This is a genomic window from Anabaena cylindrica UHCC 0172 (genome assembly GCF_034931625.1).
GTDB classification, from domain to species: Bacteria; Cyanobacteriota; Cyanobacteriia; order Cyanobacteriales; family Nostocaceae; genus Anabaena; species Anabaena cylindrica_A.
This window is the reverse complement of record NZ_JAYGGY010000088.1, coordinates 1-18461: the sequence shown is the minus strand read 5'-3', so window position 1 is coordinate 18461 and position 18461 is coordinate 1. Positions and strand designations below refer to the sequence as shown.

Annotated in this window: 18 protein-coding genes; 5 read left to right on the top strand and 13 right to left on the bottom strand. The window is 40.0% G+C overall.

What is annotated here, in order from left to right; translation table 11 throughout:
- Window positions 1–13: 13 nt before the first annotated feature.
- The 5 genes from VB713_RS18865 to psb34 all read right to left on the bottom strand — a co-directional run bounded on the left by VB713_RS18865 (window position 14) and on the right by psb34 (window position 3840).
- Window positions 14–916 carry an SMP-30/gluconolactonase/LRE family protein gene (locus tag VB713_RS18865; RefSeq protein ID WP_323313048.1) on the bottom strand — a complete coding sequence of 301 codons (903 nt, stop codon included), beginning with the start codon at window positions 914–916 and terminating at the stop codon, window positions 14–16.
- 190 nt (window positions 917–1106) lie between these two features.
- On the bottom strand, window positions 1107–1340 hold the full coding sequence (locus VB713_RS18860) for a DUF3134 domain-containing protein (RefSeq protein ID WP_323313047.1): 234 nt from the start codon (window positions 1338–1340) through the stop codon (window positions 1107–1109).
- 42 nt (window positions 1341–1382) lie between these two features.
- Window positions 1383–1991, bottom strand: a complete 609-nt coding sequence (leuD, locus tag VB713_RS18855) for a 3-isopropylmalate dehydratase small subunit (RefSeq protein WP_323313046.1) — start codon at window positions 1989–1991, stop codon at window positions 1383–1385.
- Between the two features lie 117 nt (window positions 1992–2108).
- Window positions 2109–3512 (bottom strand): 3-isopropylmalate dehydratase large subunit, encoded by a 1404-nt coding sequence (gene leuC / locus VB713_RS18850; protein ID WP_323313045.1) that lies wholly within the window; start codon window positions 3510–3512, stop codon window positions 2109–2111.
- A 157-nt stretch (window positions 3513–3669) separates the two neighbouring features.
- Window positions 3670–3840, bottom strand: a complete 171-nt coding sequence (gene psb34 / locus VB713_RS18845; protein ID WP_323313044.1) for a photosystem II assembly protein Psb34 — start codon at window positions 3838–3840, stop codon at window positions 3670–3672.
- 258 nt (window positions 3841–4098) lie between these two features.
- On the opposite strand from psb34, the gene VB713_RS18840 reads away from it, so the two are divergent.
- Window positions 4099–4758 (top strand): hypothetical protein, encoded by a 660-nt coding sequence (locus VB713_RS18840; RefSeq protein WP_323313043.1) that lies wholly within the window; start codon window positions 4099–4101, stop codon window positions 4756–4758.
- 116 nt (window positions 4759–4874) lie between these two features.
- Here VB713_RS18840 and VB713_RS18835 read toward each other — a convergent pair whose 3' ends face one another.
- The gene (locus VB713_RS18835) at window positions 4875–7034 is read right to left on the bottom strand and encodes a DEAD/DEAH box helicase (protein WP_323313042.1); all 2160 of its coding nucleotides are present in this window, start codon (window positions 7032–7034) and stop codon (window positions 4875–4877) included.
- A gap of 19 nt (window positions 7035–7053) precedes the next feature.
- On the bottom strand, window positions 7054–8292 hold the full coding sequence (locus VB713_RS18830; protein ID WP_323313041.1) for a transposase: 1239 nt from the start codon (window positions 8290–8292) through the stop codon (window positions 7054–7056).
- 153 nt (window positions 8293–8445) lie between these two features.
- Between VB713_RS18830 and VB713_RS18825 the strand changes: the two genes are divergently transcribed.
- A complete protein-coding gene (locus VB713_RS18825) occupies window positions 8446–9840 on the top strand; it encodes a serine/threonine-protein kinase (protein WP_323313040.1) in 1395 nt (464 codons plus the stop codon).
- Window positions 9841–9866: 26 nt separating this feature from the next.
- Here the strand turns inward: VB713_RS18825 and VB713_RS18820 are convergent, their stop codons facing one another.
- From VB713_RS18820 to VB713_RS18795, 6 genes are all read right to left on the bottom strand, one after another.
- Entirely contained in the window at window positions 9867–10505 is a 639-nt protein-coding gene (locus VB713_RS18820; RefSeq protein WP_323313039.1) for a lysophospholipid acyltransferase family protein, read from the bottom strand.
- A gap of 92 nt (window positions 10506–10597) precedes the next feature.
- The gene (locus VB713_RS18815) at window positions 10598–11497 is read right to left on the bottom strand and encodes an acyl-CoA desaturase (protein WP_323313038.1); all 900 of its coding nucleotides are present in this window, start codon (window positions 11495–11497) and stop codon (window positions 10598–10600) included.
- Between the two features lie 235 nt (window positions 11498–11732).
- Window positions 11733–12614: an ACP S-malonyltransferase gene (fabD, locus tag VB713_RS18810; protein ID WP_323313037.1), complete on the bottom strand. Its 882-nt coding sequence runs from the start codon at window positions 12612–12614 to the stop codon at window positions 11733–11735.
- A 113-nt stretch (window positions 12615–12727) separates the two neighbouring features.
- Window positions 12728–13717: a beta-ketoacyl-ACP synthase III gene (locus VB713_RS18805; RefSeq protein ID WP_323313036.1), complete on the bottom strand. Its 990-nt coding sequence runs from the start codon at window positions 13715–13717 to the stop codon at window positions 12728–12730.
- Window positions 13718–13832: 115 nt separating this feature from the next.
- Complete coding sequence (gene plsX, locus VB713_RS18800) at window positions 13833–14858, bottom strand: phosphate acyltransferase PlsX (RefSeq protein WP_015217127.1); 1026 nt, start codon at window positions 14856–14858, stop codon at window positions 13833–13835.
- Window positions 14859–15115: 257 nt separating this feature from the next.
- The gene (locus VB713_RS18795; RefSeq protein ID WP_323313035.1) at window positions 15116–16588 is read right to left on the bottom strand and encodes a leucyl aminopeptidase; all 1473 of its coding nucleotides are present in this window, start codon (window positions 16586–16588) and stop codon (window positions 15116–15118) included.
- A 143-nt stretch (window positions 16589–16731) separates the two neighbouring features.
- On the opposite strand from VB713_RS18795, the gene VB713_RS18790 reads away from it, so the two are divergent.
- From VB713_RS18790 to VB713_RS18780, 3 genes are all read left to right on the top strand, one after another.
- On the top strand, window positions 16732–17025 hold the full coding sequence (locus VB713_RS18790; RefSeq protein WP_323313034.1) for a hypothetical protein: 294 nt from the start codon (window positions 16732–16734) through the stop codon (window positions 17023–17025).
- 41 nt (window positions 17026–17066) lie between these two features.
- Window positions 17067–17294, top strand: coding sequence for a hypothetical protein (locus VB713_RS18785; RefSeq protein ID WP_323313033.1), 228 nt, complete (start codon window positions 17067–17069; stop codon window positions 17292–17294).
- A 71-nt stretch (window positions 17295–17365) separates the two neighbouring features.
- Window positions 17366–18304, top strand: a complete 939-nt coding sequence (locus VB713_RS18780; protein ID WP_323313032.1) for a hypothetical protein — start codon at window positions 17366–17368, stop codon at window positions 18302–18304.
- Window positions 18305–18461: the final 157 nt, after the last annotated feature.

Below are 18461 nucleotides of genomic sequence, written 5' to 3'. Positions count from 1 at the left end.
TCCTTTTTGCCGATCACCTTTGATATCCAGCTTTTCCCACCTCAAGTCGAACGACTGTAGCCGCTACGACACCTGTGGGAGGTGGCAAAAACATCCCCCCATTTGTGACAACATAAATAGCAGTGCGATCGCCAAAAGCAACTGCTGTACTACCAATTACGTTCTGCTCAGATTCAGCAATAATAGTCGTAGTGCCATCGGGCGCAATCCTGACTACACTGTTGTAAACGTGAGTTGCCCCGTACAGATTACCCTCTACATCAAAGGCAAAATCGTCAATATTTGTCTGCTTAACGAAAATTTCTGGTTCACTGGGAGTATTTGCAGTGTCAATGGTAATCAGCAACAATAGCTGTTTATCAGTATTTGAAACATAAAGTTGGTCATTAAACCACTTCAAGCCATTGACACCCGGAACTCTGCTTTGTATACTATTGCGAGCTAACAAAGGGTGTTCTAGCCAAATTGAGGCACTACGTTGGGCAATATCAATCAGCCAAATTGCCCCTCGATAGGAATCTGCCATTAAATACTGTGTATCAGACATTGGGGTAATGCCATTAGGAAAAATCGCATCTGGTAATGTCATTAAAGTTTCGACAACACCATCGGCTGTTATGTGAAAAATCACAGATACAAAATCAGCATTCCATCCAGTCGCAATCAGACCACCATTAGTAGTGAAGGCTAAACCACTGACTTTACCTTCTACACTGGCATGAATATGTTGACTGCCATCCGGTAAAATCCGCACAACTTTACCTATTTCATGATTAGTCACCAAAATACTTCCATCTGGAGCGATGACAAGATTTTCTAGAAAGGTGTTAACTGGGAATGTGGCAATAACTTGGGCTGGGACTAATTCAACTGGAGTATGGGCGTAAATTGGCGGTAATCCTGTTGAGTTCTGCATTTGAGTGAAATTCTCTCGAAGGTTGCTAAACCATGAATTTATACCACAAAACTTATGAAGGTATTTACCAAATGGATATTAGCAAAAGATATTCAATATGAAATTTGCATAACAGATTATTATTTAACGGCAGAGGCAGAAATCACAAAACAAAAATTACGCCCTGTCTTGTTCCTTCTGCCTTTCTCTACTAATCTTCTAATTCTACGTCTGAGTCATCATCATCATTATCATAAGGAAGATCATCGAGGTCGATAATTTCAGAAATTTCTTCTACCTCACGAAGATTCCCTGTTTCCGCTGGTTCACGAGGTATTAACCGTCCAGTAGACTTCAGCCATTCCAGAAGAATAAATTCATGACTTGTACGAATTACGGTAGCTCGTTGGTTACGAGGTTGTTCATGCAAAGGGCCATTAAGCATACAAAAATTCTCTTTGAATTGGGAAAAACTAAATTGATTAACTTACTTTACTGCTAACTTACGCCAACCAATGTACGGCAATTTCGCCGCAGTTGCCCGCACTTTTTCGACATTTTCTACTAATTGACCGCAAGCATCCCAAGTACCAGAAACAAAGGTGCTTCTTGTCCCCTCGTTCATCACCACTGGGGAGGTAAAATCACCAATTTTCACTTGCAAATTTTCCAAATCTATGCTAACAGATGTTTGCGGATTTGCTGTGACTAAATCTTGCAGTTGTTTGACTGTCGCTGCATCAGCTGTAACGCAAGGTATGCCCATAGCGACACAATTACCAAAGAATATTTCCGCAAAGCTTTCACCAATCAGGGCTTTTATTCCCCATTTAGCCAAGGCTTGGGGTGCGTGTTCCCGTGATGAACCACAGCCAAAATTCCGGTTAACTATGAGGATTTTTGCACCTTGGTATTGGGGTTGGTCAAAGGGATGTTGACAGTTTAATGCTTGCCGATCATCTATAAATACACCTGCACCTAAACCGTCAAATGTAACAGCTTTTAGGTAGCGGGCGGGGATGATTCGGTCTGTATCTATGTCGTTACCAATGAGGGGAACGGCGTTACCTGATATTTGTTTTACTTCACTGACCATAATATTAATGAACTTAATGAACCGCGAAGGCGCGAAGAACGCGAAGAAAGAAGAGTTTTAAGAGAGATTTCTAGTGGGACGGGCTTCTAGCCTGTCCTAGTTTCACAAGATAGGTTGTTACAACAATTCCCGCACGTCGGCGATTTCGCCTTTAATAGCGGCTGTGGCTACCATTGCGGGACTCATGAGTAAGGTGCGTCCGGAAGATGAACCTTGTCTACCTTTAAAGTTGCGGTTAGAGGAGGAGGCGCTGATTTGTCTGCCTTGGAGTTTGTCGGGGTTCATGGCTAGACACATGGAACATCCTGGTTCTCTCCATTCAAAGCCGGCTGCTTGGAAGATTTTATCTAGTCCTTCGGCTTCGGCTTCTTTTTTGACTCTTTCGGAACCAGGGACGACGAAGGCTTTGACACCTGCTGCCACTTGGCGACCTTGGGCAATTTTGGCGGCTTCTCTTAAGTCGCTAATGCGGCCGTTGGTACAACTACCAATAAAGCAGACATCAATTTTTGTGCCTTGGATGGGTTGACCTGGGTATAAGTCCATGTAGCGATATGCTTCTTCGGCGATCACCCTGTCTTCTTCTAGGAGTTCTGCTGTTGTGGGTACTTTTTGATCTACGCCAATTCCTTGACCAGGGGTAATTCCCCAGGTGACAGTGGGGGTGATTTCCCCAGCATTGAAAACTACGACATCATCATATTCAGCATCAACTGCACTACGCAGAGATTCCCACCAAGTAACGGCTTGATCCCAATCTGCACCTTGAGGCGCAAAGTCTCTATTTTGCAGATAATCGTAGGTAATTTGGTCAGGATTGATGTAACCGCATCTGGCACCGCCTTCTATGGCCATGTTACAAACGGTCATCCGTTCTTCCATGTTCATTTGGGCAAAGGTTGTGCCGGCAAATTCGTAAGCGTAGCCCACGCCACCTTTGACTCCGAGGGTACGGATAATATGTAAAATTACGTCTTTGGCGTAAACACCTGGTTTTAAGTTGCCGTTAACTTCTATTTTGCGGACTTTTAATTTCGATAAAGCTAGGGTTTGGGAAGCCAGAACATCCCGGACTTGGCTGGTTCCAATCCCAAATGCGATCGCACCAAATGCCCCATGACTAGATGTATGACTGTCTCCGCAAGCGATCGTCATTCCCGGTTGAGTTAGTCCCAATTCGGGTGCAATCACATGAACTATACCTTGATTTCCTGAACCAATATTGTAAAAAGTAATGTCATTTTCTTGACAACTCTTTTCTAATGCTTGAATCATTTCTTCGGCCAAGCTATCCACAAAGGGACGGGCTTGGTTTTCTGTAGGAACTATATGATCAACTGTAGCTATAGTCCGTTCTGGAAATAATACTTTTAAATCCCGCTCCCGCAACATTGCAAAGGCTTGAGGACTTGTCACTTCATGAATGAGGTGTAGCCCAATAAATAGTTGTGTCAGCCCTGAAGGAAGTGTCCCAACGGTGTGTAAGTCCCAAACTTTGTCAAACAGGGTTCCTTTGCTCATATTCCCATCTCGATTAAAGGAGTCGGATTATCCATAGTATCAAAAAATTTGCAGTAATTCGCAAATTTAGTCATAAAAAAAACCCCAGCGAAACTAGCTGGGGCTGATAGGAGAAATCCAAATGACGATTAGATACTAATTACCGAAGCTCGAAATCTTAGCTAACCCCCAAAGCGATTAAAACTATAGATGTAATAAATAGGACTGCTACTGCACCTTGGAAGGCGTAGCTGTTTTGTTGCTGTTTTGTAGGGTATTCAGCGTAGTAAAGCTTTGGCTCGTTGGCGTAGTTATTGAGGATGCCTTCTTCGTTAGTGGTGGTATACATTATATGTTTTTTCCTTTGTTTGTTACTTTATGTAAACTAATTTAACAAGATTGTTACAAAGTGTCAATAGAACTTGACAAAAAAATAGTAGATGATATAGATAAGCCTTACTTATCTGGGATAGTTGGTGAACAAGAATATAGAAAACTGCAATACAAATATTGCTGAAACGCGTACATAAAACGAATGAGTATTAGGATGGGATTGAAAATTTGGAGCGATCGCTAGATAGAAATAACCAGTGAACTATCTATACCTATGAAACTGAAACAAACATCCCAATATGGCGCTATTTTAAACCGGGTGGGTATTGCGCTGATCCTAGCTGGAGTCCTGGATATTGCCTACATGGTCTATTGCGTAAATTATTCCCCCACCTTGCATATCCCAGGTGTGGTGGCAGGTGTGTTTCTTCTCCGGGGCAACCTGCATACAGTTTCCATCGTTACATGGTACGCCGCTTACATAAGTTCCAACTTCATTAGCCATATATTGATATTGCTTCCCTTTTCCAAGCCAGCAGAACTCTGGGTAACTGAATTTCACCTTGATCCGGTCGGTCTTTTTGTGCCGTATCTAGTTTCAATTGGTGCGATCGCTCTTTTTGTCTGGATCTACACACAACTGCGTGCTGCACCTGTAGTATCCGCAAGAGTGCGATCGGGTGATTCTGCCTCTATTCCTAAATCTGCATTCATATTGGGGATAGGACTTGTAATACTCATGGTGGGGATCAGACACTTTATAATAAATGGTGCAGATGGAGCTAAAGCAGTGGAAATAGCCCGCGCACAATACGGACAGAACTACAAGTATCATATTAAAGGTATAAGCTGGTCGAATCAGAATGTATCGGCTCAACTCACTGCATATAATGAACAGGAAATTAAACCTATTCAAGTGGAGTGGAAACAGTGAAAAAACTAAACGGTAATTTTTTCTAGTGACCGCCGTGTAGATTGGGTTAAGAAACGAAACCCAACTGTATTTTCTCGAAATTCCCTACCTCAAATATCCTCAATATTCTTAATCCTCTACCAAAGGGAAACTTGTTGTCTCAGTTCTTCCATATCTAAATGATCATGAGCAAAAGCTGTTCTTAAAAGTACGTGCGGAATAAATTTATCATACTTATTAATTTCTGGTGCTTCTGCATGACTAACTAAATGTTCTGTTGTCATTCTCTGCTCACACAAAGAAACTATTTCTGGATAAACATTAGAGAACTTATCCTTACCTAATTTCAAAGTCAAATAATAGGGATTTATGCCACCAATACTGGTAATTTCTAACGATTCTCGACAAAAAGAATTAAGCAATCTTTCCAAAGTACGATAAGCAACAGTACCCATCCAAGGAAAGATACAGCATTTGTTTTTTTCTAATAACAAAATATTTTTTTGATCTAATGTTCGTGTCAGTTTACGAACTTCCTGCAAACGTCGTATTGCATTTGGTTGTAGATACATATACTCTACATCTTCTAGCAAAACTTGCCGCATTCTTTGCAAAATTTTAGTATGAATATTACCGCTACCACCACGCCAATAAATAGTCGCTTTACCCTCAGATTGTTTAACAAAAATAGCCTTCTTCTTAAAATCAACTTCTATAACTTCCCAACTTCTTCCAGCTAAAGCAAATTGATTACCAACAGCAGGAGGTATCACAATACTGCCAATTTCTGTTTTACCTGCTTTGACTACATATTCTTTGTTCTCAGGAAAGACAGCATAAAACTGAAATCTATTTACTATCTTTTCTCCTGCTAAACCGATAATTAATTTACCCTGTTCAGTTTTTTGAATGTGATTAATATCAATTAAATAACGTAGCAATAATTTATAATCATTTTCAGAAATATTAGTAAATGGTGGTAAATTTAAAATTTGTTGAGCCAAAGCTGCCGGTGAGAGTTTTCCCATTGCGGCTAAAATACTCATTGTTTGATGATAAAGCAAACTGAAAGGATATTTAATTGACTGAATTGGTTCTAACCAACGTTCTTCTAAATAAAGTTGAATAATAGCAATACACTGTAAAAGTTGCCAGGGAATTTGTTCTGGTAATGAAGCTTCTGCTAAGGGTTTTTCTTCAGCACAAACAAAACGCATATCCGCAGATTCTCCCCTTCTGCCACTCCGTCCCAATCTTTGCAAAAAACTAGCAACAGACAAAGGTGATTCTAACTGAATAACTCTTTCTAAATAACCAATATCTATACCTAACTCTAGAGTCAAAGTTGCCGCAGTCACAGCCGGATGATGAGGTTCCCGCATGGCATTTTCAGCAGATTGTCTTAAACTGGCGGATATACTGCCATGATGGACATGATATATATCTGGAAATGCTTCTTTTTTAGCTATTTGACGCAAAGAAGAAATAATAGATTCTGTTTGGGTACGGTTGTTAGCAAATATTAGACATTTACGAGATTTAGTAAGATTAAAAATATATTTTTCGTATGCTGATTCTTGATCAAATTCCTTGTCAATATAAAAATGTTCTACAGCTAATTTTATTGGGCGTTTACCTGCTTCAATATTGGGAGTAATTACTGTCTGATTCGTTCCTAATTTTAACCACTCTTCAGCCATTGAGTAATCACCAAGAGTTGCTGACAACCCAATCCGACGAGGTTCTTTTTTGGTAATTTTTCCTAAACGCTGTAATTGACAAATAATTTGAAATCCACGTTCTGAACCCATGAAAGCATGAATTTCGTCAATAACGATAAAACGTAAATCAGCAAATAACCGGATTAGTTGATCATTTTTGTTAATTAACAAACTTTCCAAAGATTCTGGTGTAATTTGGAGAATACCTTGGGGATTTTTTAAAAGTTGGCTTTTGCGATTTTGAGCAACATCGCCATGCCAAGAACATACTGATATATCTGCTGTTTTTAATAAACCATTGAGGCGTTCAAATTGGTCATTAATTAAAGCTTTAATGGGACTAATATACAATACACCTATAGTATTTGCTGGGTTTTGGTGTAATAAAGTTAAAATTGGTAAAAAGGCCGCTTCAGTCTTTCCCGCAGCGGTAGCAGCAGCAATTAATAAATGAGAATCTGTGTTAAATATGACTTCACAAGCAGCAGTTTGTACTGGTCTTAATTCCGTCCAGTTGTGAAGATAAATATATTCTTGAATAAAAGGTGCGAGTTGAGAAAAAGTGCTGTTGCTCATAGTTGACATCCTCCCCACCCTACATCGTTGAGGGTGGGGATTCCAAAGATTGCTCTTTGGGTTTCCTCTTTCCACGAGTTGACTTGCTTGAAGGAGTTTCCTCACTCAAGTATTGGTCAGTCTCTCCAGAGGCGTTAGTTCCGACGTGACCCGCCGTACTCAATCCTTTTTCTAATATGTTCCGCGCTGCGTTCCAATCCCTGTCTTGCGTATGCCCACAATGAGGACAAACATGAGTTCTGGTACTAAGAGTCTTTTTGACAACCTCGCCACAGTTAGAGCAATTCTGACTAGTGTAGTGGGGTGGAACTGCAACAGTTACCACACCAAATACCTTGCCAAAATATTCAACCCATTCACGAAACAATGACCACGAAACATCACTAATTGACTTAGCCAATCGGTGATTTTTCACCATATTTCGCACCATCAAATCTTCATACGCCACAAGGTCGTTAGACCTCACCACGCACCTTGCCGTTTTAACGGCAAAGTCTTTACGCTGGCGACTTACTTTGAGATGCTTACGAGCAAGTTTATTTCTAAACTTAATTCTATTTTGAGAACCTTTTTTAGTCTTAGACATCCGACGCTGCAAACGTCTCAAAGACTTTTCACTCTTGCGAAGATGTCTAGGATTGGCGATTGCTTCCCCGTTACTATCGGTGTAGAAGTGGTTCAGTCCCACATCAATACCAATAGTTTTACCCGTTGGTTCTCGCCTTTCTACTCGTTCATGGTCAATGCAAAACTGGCAATAATAGCCATCTGCAAGACGTACAACCCGCACCCTTTTAAACTGTTTAAGTTGGTAGAAATGCAGGTCACGGGTTCCCCAGAGTTTAAAGGTTCCTGCCTTAAACCCATCAGTAAAAGTGATGTACCTACGGTCGTCAGAAAGTCGCCATCCACAGGTTTTATACTCTACAGAACCATGCGTTTGTTCTTTCTTAAACTTTGGAAATCCCTTTTTTCCTGGTTTACCTTTCTTGCAGTTGTCAAAAAACCGAGCAATTGCAGACCACGCTCTTTCAGCACTAGCTTGTCTTGCCATCGAGTTCAGCTTAGATACCCAAGGAAACTCAACACTGGCTGCAAGTACAGCGCAAAATTTATTTAGGTCATAGCGTCCAATGCCCTTGTTATCCATCCAGTATCTCAGGCAACTATTACGCACAAAACGAGCAGTACGAATGGCTTGATCAAGCGCCTGATACTGCTCGTTTTGTCCTTCAAGTTTTGCCTCAAATACGATCATTTATGTCTACTTTTATTACATAAATAGTATATCATGATTGTTAAAAACCATAAAATATGGTGTTTCTTGCTGGTTGCTGGTTTCAGTAAGCTTACAGTACTGTAGTAACAGGGAGTAAAGTTATAAAAGCAACGAAGTTGTGAATTTAGCAAAATGACAAATCAAGATTTAGGTGATTTTGCCAAAGAGACGCTGTTAGAACGTTACGAAGTACAGCAGCAACTGGGTAAAAAAGCAGGACGGAGGACGCTGCTAACTCGTGATTTACAAACCCAAGAACTGGTAGTAGTTAAACTGCTGACATTTGATGATGAGTTTCAATGGCATGATTTAAAGCTATTTGAACGGGAAGCTGAAACACTCAAAGCCATCTCTCACCCAGCAATTCCCAGTTACTTAGACTACTTTGAGCTAGATACTCCAGCATACAAAGGATTTGCGCTTGTACAAAGTTATATCCCTGCCGAATCTTTAGAAACACAACTCAATGCAGGACGTAGTTTTAATGAAGAAGAAGTCAAACAAATCGCAAGAGCAATACTAGATATTCTGAAATATTTACATGGTCGTCAACCACCAGTAATTCACCGTGATATTAAACCCAGCAACATATTATTAACAAATCGTTCTGGTAATAGTGTCGGTGATGTTTATTTAGTCGATTTTGGTTCAGTACAGACTATTCTGAGAAATAATAGCACAATGACTGTTGTGGGTAGTTATGGTTATATGCCACCTGAGCAATTTAGTGGTAAGGCTACTCCTGCTTCTGATCTTTATGGTTTGGGAGCAACTTTAATTTATTTGGTCACAGGTCAACACCCAGCAGATTTACCGCAGCAAGATTTAGTCATTAAATTTGAAGCAGCCGCTAATATTAGTCCTGGTTTTAGCAGTTGGTTGCGGAAGATGACACAACCTATGACGAGTAAACGTTTAGCTTCTGCTGAACAGGCTTTACAGATTTTAGAGATACCTAGAGTTAAAACTCAGATTCCTGTCAAGGCATCTAATGCAGTTTTAGGAAAGCCTTTTGGAAGTAAAGTTACTTTGCATAAAAATGCTGATTTTATAGAAATAACTATCCCTCCAGTAAATGGATTTACCAAAATCATAATGATGTTATCTTGGTATTTTCGGATAGTTTTACCGCTTTCTTTTATCATGATTCTGCCTATATTTAGAATCATGTTGCCTTTATTCATTCCACTGAGTTTATTAATATTATTTCTGGTTATATTTATCTGTTTATTTGGTACTAAAAAACTTCATATCAATAGGAAAAAAATTTATTCCTGTTATGAGTTATTTGGTATTGAGCGCTATTATCCACTTCCTAGTTTCAAAAAAAATATTGTTCGTGTAGAGCGAACTAGTACTTATAATAATAAAAATCAACCCCAACCATGCTTAATAATCTGGTCAGGAATGCTGAAATATAAAATTCACACTGGTGAAAGTAACATTTTTTCTGTTAGTACTCTAGAACTTGATTGGTTGGCTCACGAACTTAGTGAATGGCTTGATTTACCAATTACAAAAGATTAAGGAAGCATCCTACTTTTTGGAACTATTTATCGTCCCAAATCGTGCATTTCATTAATTACAGTCGCACATTTTTGTGTCATCGCTTCTAATTCTGCTTTAGTAGTAGCACTAGGAGCATCAATTAGTTTACCAATTCTGACAGTAATGGGAACTGAACGGGGAAGGGATGAACCTGGCTGTAAAATCTTGTCAGTACCCCATAAACTCACTGGTAAAAAAGGTACTTTGGCCTTGGCTGCTAGTAATGCTGCGCCTTTTTTGGGGTCAGTAATGCGACCATCTGGAGTACGTGTACCTTCTAAAAAAACACCTACAGCCCAGCCATTATCAAGACATTCTAGAGCTGCACGAATAGCTGCACGGTCAGCACTACCCCGACTAACGGGATAAGCACCATACAATTTAATCGCTTGTGCTAAAACTGGCACTTTGAACAATTCTTCTTTAGCCATGTACGCTACGGGACGACGTACACAATTAGAAACAATTGGTGGGTCAAAGTAACTAGCATGATTGCTAACTACTAGCAACGGCCCAGTTTGGGGGACATTTTCTACGCCATAAATCTTGATACGAAAGTAAGTATGCAGCATAGGACTAACTACAGACCACTTAAAAGCGTAGTAAAGTGCTAGACTGATAAAAGGTTCGCGTTCTCTGGTCACGGAGGATAATTCAAATGAGACTAAGGTCTAGGATAAGCGATCGCGATCGCTTTTCATCAGCCAAACGCATTAATTAGCAGCACTATCATTATTCAGGATGAGGCATCAACTGTAATTTTTTTCTCTTTACTAATGCTGTTCGCCGCTTGCAGGAGTTCCACTTCGGAGGGTAGCTTCAGATTAGAACTTAAGTGTAGTCTTTCTAGAAGTCGAATAAACTCATAGGTGGGATCTATCAAGTAGACAACTTTGCCTTTTTTAACAGAGAAACCATGACGGGCTGACCACTGAAATGCGTGGTGCATATTGTGCCACCCTTCACCAAAAGTAAGCAGCGCAACGAACCAGTTATTACGGCTATAATCATCACTGCGGAAGGGTTGTTCTCCAAATATATGAGAAAGAGAGTTGACAAAGGCAACACAATGGAAAAGTATCACTGTACTCAGGAAGAAAGCACTGAGAAACTCCAGTCCACCTATCCAAAAAGAAATTAAGCCTAAAAGGATAAGAGGAATAAAGTGTAATCGATCTATGGTTTTCATTACCCAGTCTGCTTCCAAATCAGCGGCAAGGCTGGGCGGAAAAAAGTTTCGAGACAAAAGCCATCCAAACTGCGACCACAGGAAGCCTTTGAAGCCTTTAAATGGTGTATGGGGAGAGTGACTATCACCTGGTTTATCGGAGTTATTATGATGTCCCTGAATATGATGACTTTTCCACCAGTTCGGACCCATTTGTCCAGAGGAACAAGCAATAATGCTACCGACCCATTTGATGACTGCTTTTGCCTGGTAAGATTTATGAGTAATAAGCCGATGATAGATGGCTGTAATACTCATCATTCTAATCACATAAAGGGCAACTCCCCAAAGAATGCTCATCCATGAGAGTCCTGTGACGAACAGAAGAAATACTCCCAAGTGGGTTAATATTATTAGAACTGGGCCTAAAATGTAACTAATAACTAAAAGTCTTGGATATTTTGTCATATATCATTTCTTTGCAGGGTTAATACGCTATTTTTTGAGCAATTTTAAGGAAGTGTAAGTTTGATTTTTTTGGCGTTATCTTACCGAAACCCTTAACAAATTACTGTAAATAAATTAAAAAACCATTAATCAAGTAAATCTTTAAACAGGGAAGATAGGCAACGTAAACAGGTTATGTTGCCAAAGTTATCTAAATAATGATTTCTTTAGTTTTGAATTAGTTTGCTTTCATCACCTATTTAGGCAACTCTCCAGCATTACGAATGTTTTCTAAGATTAACCCAGCAGCAGTGCGTTTTATCAAACCTGTTAAAACATTACCAGGACCAATTTCTACAACTCGCTCAATCCCATTTTCTGGTAATTGCAGAGCAATTTCTCGCCACCGAACTGAACCAGTCATTTGTTGAGAAAGTCTCTGTTTTATTATATCAGCATCAACTGTGGGAACAGGTTCGACATTAGACAAAACTGGGACAACAGCTGTCTGAAAAATTACTGAGTCGAGAATTTCTTGAAATTCCGTAGAAGCAGCAGTCATTAAGTGTGAGTGAAATGCCCCTGAAACTTTTAAGGGAATAGCACGCTTGGCTTTGACTTGCGACATAACAGCCTCTACACCATCTGGAGTTCCAGAAATAACGACTTGAGCCGGACTGTTATCATTTGCTAAAACGACATCAGGTGTCTCGTTAATGACTTTTTCTAATTGTTCTCGGTCAAAGTTCATTAGTGCGGCCATCATGCCACCTGCGGAACTATCCATAATTTCCGCACGACGTTTAACTAGATGTAAACCTGTAGACCAATCAAAAACGCCAGCAACATAAAGGGCTATGTATTCTCCCAAACTATGACCAGCGACTAAATCTGGTTTTTGTCCCTTGTCTCTTAATAAATCAGCGAGGATACTTTCTATTACGTAAAGAATAGGTTGGGTATAAAGTGTGCGTGATAGTTTTTCTTCGTCATGTTTACAGATATCCATAACAGACCAGCCCAAAATTGCCTCAGCTTGGGCAAATTTTTCTTGAGCAGATGGTATTTCTAGTAGATCCATTCCCATACCCAAGGTTTGCGAACCTTGTCCGGGAAACACCCATGCAGTTTTAGTCATTGGTTATTAGTCATTGGTCATTGGTCATTGGTCATTGGGCATTGGGCATTGGTTATTAGTAAATTATTCTTCCTCTGCTCCCCCTACTCCCTGCTCCCTGCCCCCTGCCCCTTCTACCTTCCCCATTGAAAAATTGCTGCACCCCAGGTTAGACCTGCGCCAAAGCCGGAGGTAGCAATGATATCATTGGGTTTAATTTTTCCTTCTCGCACGGCTTCATCTAATGCTAGGGGAATAGAAGCTGCTGAGGTGTTGCCATAGTTGGCGACGTTACTTATTAATTTATGTGCTGGAATATTTAAACGTTCAGCTACCGCATTAATAATCCGCTGATTTGCTTGATGCAATATGAGCCAATCTATATGATCTACGGTGAGATTAGCGGCAAATAAGGCTTTGTCTATAACTTCTGGCACTTTTTGGACTGCAAAGCGGTAGACTTCTTTGCCGTTCATGCTGATGGGTTGATAAGTTCCTTTAGTGACATTGATACCTGGAATCAATTCTTGAGCAGCACCTTCATAGGCAAGGTTGAGGTAATGATTTTGAGTACCATCACTTTTAAGAGAAAATCCTAATAAGCGATCGCTCTTATTGGCCTGTAAAACTACTGCCCCAGCACCATCACCGAACAATATACAAGTGCGTCGGTCTTGCCAATCTACCCAACGAGAGAGGATATCGCCCCCAATCAAGAGTACATTCTGATAGACACCTGTTCTGATATATTGGGCTGCTGTGACTAGTCCAAATACAAAACCTGAACAGGCTGCTGTTAAATCAAAGGCGACTGCTTTAATTGCCCCTAATTCAGCTTGAATTCGGCAAGCACTGCCAAATAAATCATCGGGTGTAGATGTGGCTAATAAAATTAAATCAATATCCTCGGCTTTAATTCCTGCTGCCTCAATAGCCTGTCTACCCGCAGTGGTAGCAAGTATACTTAATGACTCTGGTGGCAAAGCTAACCGCCGTTGACTAATTCCTGTTCTTGTAGTAATCCACTCATCTGATGTTTCTACCAGTTGAGTTAGTAATTTATTATCTAAGGTAGTTGCTGGTACTGCCGAGCCACTGCCTGTAATTGCTATACCGTTAAACATTGGCACTCCTAATTTCCCCAGCTATCAGTATTTTTGTCAATTGTCAGTTGTCATAAATCAGTTGTAGTTTTTACCAGCATAAATGACAAATGACTAATGACAAATAACTTTTCAGCTAATCGCTTTCACTCTGTAGGATTTGATATTGGGACTGAAGTCTTTGCAGTACCTGATTATCTACAGCTTCTTTAGCCATGCGAATAGCACTAAAAATTGAAGGCGCTTGAGAACTACCGTGACCGATAAAACAAATTCCGTCTACGCCTAAAAGTAAAGCACCACCATGTTCGGCGTGATCCATGCGCTGTTTAACACGCTTGAGGTTGGGTTTTAAAATTGCCGTCCCGATTTGACCGTGTAGTCCTTGGGGTAATTCCTCGCGCAGAATTTGTAGAATTACGCCTCCGACTGCTTCGGCAAATTTTAATACGACATTACCGACAAAGCCATCACAGACAATTACATCAAACTCACCGGATAAAATATCACGCCCTTCAGCATTACCAGTAAAATTAATTTGGGTATTTTCCTTTAACATTTGGTGGGCGCGGAGAACGACTTCATTGCCCTTGGTGTCTTCTTCGCCGATATTCAATAAACCTATTTTGGGTTCTTCTGTTCCCAAAACATACTGACTATAAATCGACCCCATCACCGCAAACTGCTCTAAAAACTTAGGACGACAGTCTACGTTAGCGCCGACATCAAGTATCAATACTGGCTTACCTGCCTTGATTGTCGGAAATACTGTGCCAATAGCTGGGCGGTCAATTCCCGGTAATCTGCCTAAGCGGAGTAAAGCTGAAGCCATTGCTGCCCCGGAGTGACCAGCAGAGAATACAGCATCTGCTTGCTGTTTTTTGACTAAATCCATTGCTACATTGATGGAGGCCTTGCGTTTGCGTCTGACTGCATTTAAAGGTTCCTCATCCATAGCGATCGCTTCCTCAGCAGAAACAATCTCTAAATCCACCATATTTGTTTTTGGTGGCATAGCAGCTTCAATTTTTTGGGGATCACCTACCAACAAGATTTTTACACCCAATTCTTCCCGCGCTCGCAGTGCGCCAGCGACGATTTCCTTGGGTGCGTGATCCCCTCCCATAGCGTCAATTGCGATCCTTACACCAGTCGATCCCATTGCTCCTAGCTCAAAGAAACCTTACAAATTTTATCAGATTGCAATACTTAAAAAATTCAAAATTCCCAAAAAAGCATAAGGAACTATATTTTTCCTGCAACTAAGCAAATTATGTAAACATCCATCTATCTCTCAAAACTCGTTTATTAATCGGCATAAAGCAGTTATTAAAAAAAAGCTCTACCTCTACTATCACTCAAGGCGGAGCCTTATATAATTTATTCCCATACTCTGTATGGGAACGAGAATGGAGTTCTCTAACTCAAAACCCAACTAACCAAAGTTCTCACACCAAAACCAGTTGCACCTGCACCGTTGTAGCCATTTTCCTTATCAGCCCACACTGGCCCAGCAATATCTAAATGCGCCCAAGGAGTATCCTTGACAAATTGCTTCAGGAATAAAGCCGCAGTAATAGAACCACCATAACGGGGTCCGGTGTTTTTCATATCGGCAATACCAGATTTCAATCCGTCAAAATATTTATCTTCCATTGGCATCCGCCAAATTTTTTCCCCACCATTTTCAGCGGCTGTTTGCAGTTGGGAAGCTACAGCGTCATCAGGTGTAAATAAACCGGCAATATCGTCACCTAAAGCAATTACACAAGCGCCAGTGAGAGTGGCTAAATCAACGATCGCATCTACTCCTAATTTATCGGCATAAACTAAGGCATCAGCCAAGGTTAAACGCCCTTCAGCATCGGTGTTGTTGACTTCGATAGTTTTGCCATTAGAAGCGGTTAATATATCTCCTGGGTGCATAGCCTTACCGCTAATCATGTTTTCAGTGACGGCAGAGATAAAGTGAACTTCCACATCTGGTTTTAACTGCCCAATAGCTTTAGCTGCACCAAGAGTAGCCGCAGCACCACCCATATCCATTTTCATGGTTTCGATGCCACTACCTACACCTTTAATATTTAAACCTCCAGAATCAAAGGTGACACCTTTACCGATAATTGCTAATTTGCGTTTTGGTGTTCCTGCTGGTTTGTAGGTGAGGTGAATAAATTTTGGTGGTAAGTCAGAAGCTTGGGCGACTCCTAGAAATGCACCCATACCTAGTTTTTCACATTCTTCTTTTTCTAGAATTTGGATTTCTAAACCATAATCTTTAGCTATGGCTTGGGCTGTTTCTGCCATAGTAATTGGTGTCACTGTATTGGCTGGGGCTGCTACCAATTGTCTAGCCAAAATTACCCCAGAAACAATTTGCTCTGCACGGGTAATAGCTGCTTCTTGTCCCCCGAATCCCAGTAAATCAATAGTTTCAATTTGGGGATTTTTGTCTTCTGGCTCTGATTTAAAGCGGGTATCTTGGTAAAGTGCTAGTTGTGTACCTTCAGCAATTGCTTGCGCCGTAGCAGCAGGATCATTATCCAAGACGGGTAAACTCATTGCTAGAGTTTTGGTTTTTTGCTTTTTAGCAGTTCGCGCCACTGTAGCCGCAACACGGCGTAAAGTTTCTAGTTTCAGCGAGTCTGGTTTACCTAAACCGACCAAAATCACTTTTCGCACTGGGTGATTAGCACCTGCCCGCATAACAACGGTGCTATTGAGCTTACCAGTAAATTCTTCTTCAGCTATGAGTTCTTTTAAAATTCCGCCACATTTCTCATCTAAGGCGGCTAAATCACCTGTTAACTCTACCGCATCTTCAAATAAAGCGATCGCTAAAGTATCACCTGTCCAATCTAATAAAGCTGTATTTGTAGGTTGAATCGTCATTTTTGTAATGTTCTGTAAACTTTCCTTACTTGTACCAGTATTGCTCAAAATTTCCAGGGTGTGGGGACTCCTGTTAAGATAATCCCTATTAGGGATTGAAACTAACCTATTCTGGCAAAATCTCTATTGGAGATTGAAAACGTATGTTGAACATCACAAACACCAAGTTAAGCTTTTCCAGCAATAATTCTCCTGGTGAAAATCAAGCGATGAGAGAAATTGCTTACAGTATGGACTTATTGATTCCTGGATTATACTTATGGCTACCAGGAACACATATTCGGATTGGTGGTGCTGTTCCTGACGATGAACCTTACAGATATCCAGGCAAGATTCACAGCAGAATAGGCATTGCTTTAGTATTACCAGGTTACAAGATTTTTACATCATACCAGGGAACTTATGACTCATTTGGAGAGGAGTTGAGAAAAGGATAGGTTAGTAAGGTACAAGATATTCATAACGTACCAGCCTACCTATGACTCTCAACAAGCATCAAATACAGGGACTACCAAAGCTAAAATATCAAACTTTAAGCGCAACTCAATTTGAGCAATTAATGATTGATGCTGGTTATTCAATCTCAGGAACTGCACCAGCCCAAGGTAATAGAATAAAAGTTTGGTGGATTCATGATCAATACCCAAGGGTAGAATCTATTTATAGTCCTGACAAGAAAACAGTTATCACGGCGTACCATGTATAAGTTTTGTCCCTAAAGTTCTGAATTTTAGTAAATTAATTTCTATAAATTCCTTTACAGTTTTTTTTATCATAATGACCGAAATCACAGCCAACTATGATGAAACCTGGAAAGAAGCAATAGGAGACTATTTTGAGTCATTTATAAATTTCTTCTATCCAGAACTTCATCAACAAATTGATTGGACGAAAAATCCCGTTTCTCTAGATAAAGAATTAGAACAAATTACCGCATCTGCGGAAACAAAAAATCGCCACGCTGATAAATTATTCCAAGTGTGGTTATTAGATAATCAAGAACTTTGGATATTAATTCATGTAGAAGTACAAAGTCAATATGACAAAGAATTTGCACAAAGGATGTTTATTTACAACTATCGAGCTTTTGATTTATATCAAAAACCAGTCGTTAGTTTAGCAATACTAGGAGATGAAACTAAAAATTGGCGACCAAATTCTTACCAATATGGTTTAGGAAAGAGTCAACTGCTTTTTAACTTTTCTATTGTGAAACTTCTAGATTATCAGTGGGAAGACCTAGAACAAAATAATAATGTTTTTGCTATAGTAGTAATGGCACATTTAAAGACCAAAGCCACTACGAGTAATTTATCAGCCAGGGAACAGTGGAAATGGAACTTAGCCCGGTTACTTTATGAAAGAAGGTATAACCGTAAAGAAATTGCTGATTTGTATAAAGTTATTGATTTAATGATGGCTTTATCTGAAGAACTACAATCAGGTTTTGAAGAAAGATTAGCTAATTATCAGGAGGAAATAAAAATGCCATTATTAACTAATATTGAAAGACGAGCGATAGAAAGAACTCAAAAGCAAGATATTATCAAACTATTGCAAGTCCGGTTTGGTAATATTCCAGAAAATCTAGTTGAAAAAATCAATCAAGTTGATGATACATCTTTGTCAGAAAAACTCCTGATATCAACAATTAGTGTTAATTCTTTGGAGGAATTTAAACAGTTAATTAACTCTAATTCAGTGGAATCGGATTAGGTACATACCCCTGAATCCCTCTTAAAAAGGGGGATTATAAGCTATGCAGGTGGGTTTTAATTTCACAATTGTAAATAATTCATAAGCAATTTAAATCTGATTTACAGCACTTCCCGCTGTTATGAGGTACAGTAACAGCAATTAGTAAACCAGTTTT

What these genes read in the sequence shown, in the direction of transcription:
- VB713_RS18865 (WP_323313048.1), bottom strand. Translation starts at nt 916, where the DNA reads ATGCAGAACTCAACAGGATTACCGCCAATTTACGCCCATACTCCAGTT.
- VB713_RS18840 (WP_323313043.1), top strand. Translation starts at nt 4,099, where the DNA reads ATGAAACTGAAACAAACATCCCAATATGGCGCTATTTTAAACCGGGTG.
- fabD (WP_323313037.1), bottom strand. Translation starts at nt 12,614, where the DNA reads ATGACTAAAACTGCATGGGTGTTTCCCGGACAAGGTTCGCAAACCTTG.
- VB713_RS18835 (WP_323313042.1), bottom strand. Translation starts at nt 7,034, where the DNA reads ATGAGCAACAGCACTTTTTCTCAACTCGCACCTTTTATTCAAGAATAT.
- VB713_RS18815 (WP_323313038.1), bottom strand. Translation starts at nt 11,497, where the DNA reads ATGACAAAATATCCAAGACTTTTAGTTATTAGTTACATTTTAGGCCCA.
- leuD (WP_323313046.1), bottom strand. Translation starts at nt 1,991, where the DNA reads ATGGTCAGTGAAGTAAAACAAATATCAGGTAACGCCGTTCCCCTCATT.
- VB713_RS18785 (WP_323313033.1), top strand. Translation starts at nt 17,067, where the DNA reads ATGACTCTCAACAAGCATCAAATACAGGGACTACCAAAGCTAAAATAT.
- psb34 (WP_323313044.1), bottom strand. Translation starts at nt 3,840, where the DNA reads ATGTATACCACCACTAACGAAGAAGGCATCCTCAATAACTACGCCAAC.
- VB713_RS18860 (WP_323313047.1), bottom strand. Translation starts at nt 1,340, where the DNA reads ATGCTTAATGGCCCTTTGCATGAACAACCTCGTAACCAACGAGCTACC.
- plsX (WP_015217127.1), bottom strand. Translation starts at nt 14,858, where the DNA reads ATGGGATCGACTGGTGTAAGGATCGCAATTGACGCTATGGGAGGGGAT.
- leuC (WP_323313045.1), bottom strand. Translation starts at nt 3,512, where the DNA reads ATGAGCAAAGGAACCCTGTTTGACAAAGTTTGGGACTTACACACCGTT.
- VB713_RS18795 (WP_323313035.1), bottom strand. Translation starts at nt 16,588, where the DNA reads ATGACGATTCAACCTACAAATACAGCTTTATTAGATTGGACAGGTGAT.
- VB713_RS18780 (WP_323313032.1), top strand. Translation starts at nt 17,366, where the DNA reads ATGACCGAAATCACAGCCAACTATGATGAAACCTGGAAAGAAGCAATA.
- VB713_RS18830 (WP_323313041.1), bottom strand. Translation starts at nt 8,292, where the DNA reads ATGATCGTATTTGAGGCAAAACTTGAAGGACAAAACGAGCAGTATCAG.
- VB713_RS18825 (WP_323313040.1), top strand. Translation starts at nt 8,446, where the DNA reads ATGACAAATCAAGATTTAGGTGATTTTGCCAAAGAGACGCTGTTAGAA.
- VB713_RS18790 (WP_323313034.1), top strand. Translation starts at nt 16,732, where the DNA reads ATGTTGAACATCACAAACACCAAGTTAAGCTTTTCCAGCAATAATTCT.
- VB713_RS18805 (WP_323313036.1), bottom strand. Translation starts at nt 13,717, where the DNA reads ATGTTTAACGGTATAGCAATTACAGGCAGTGGCTCGGCAGTACCAGCA.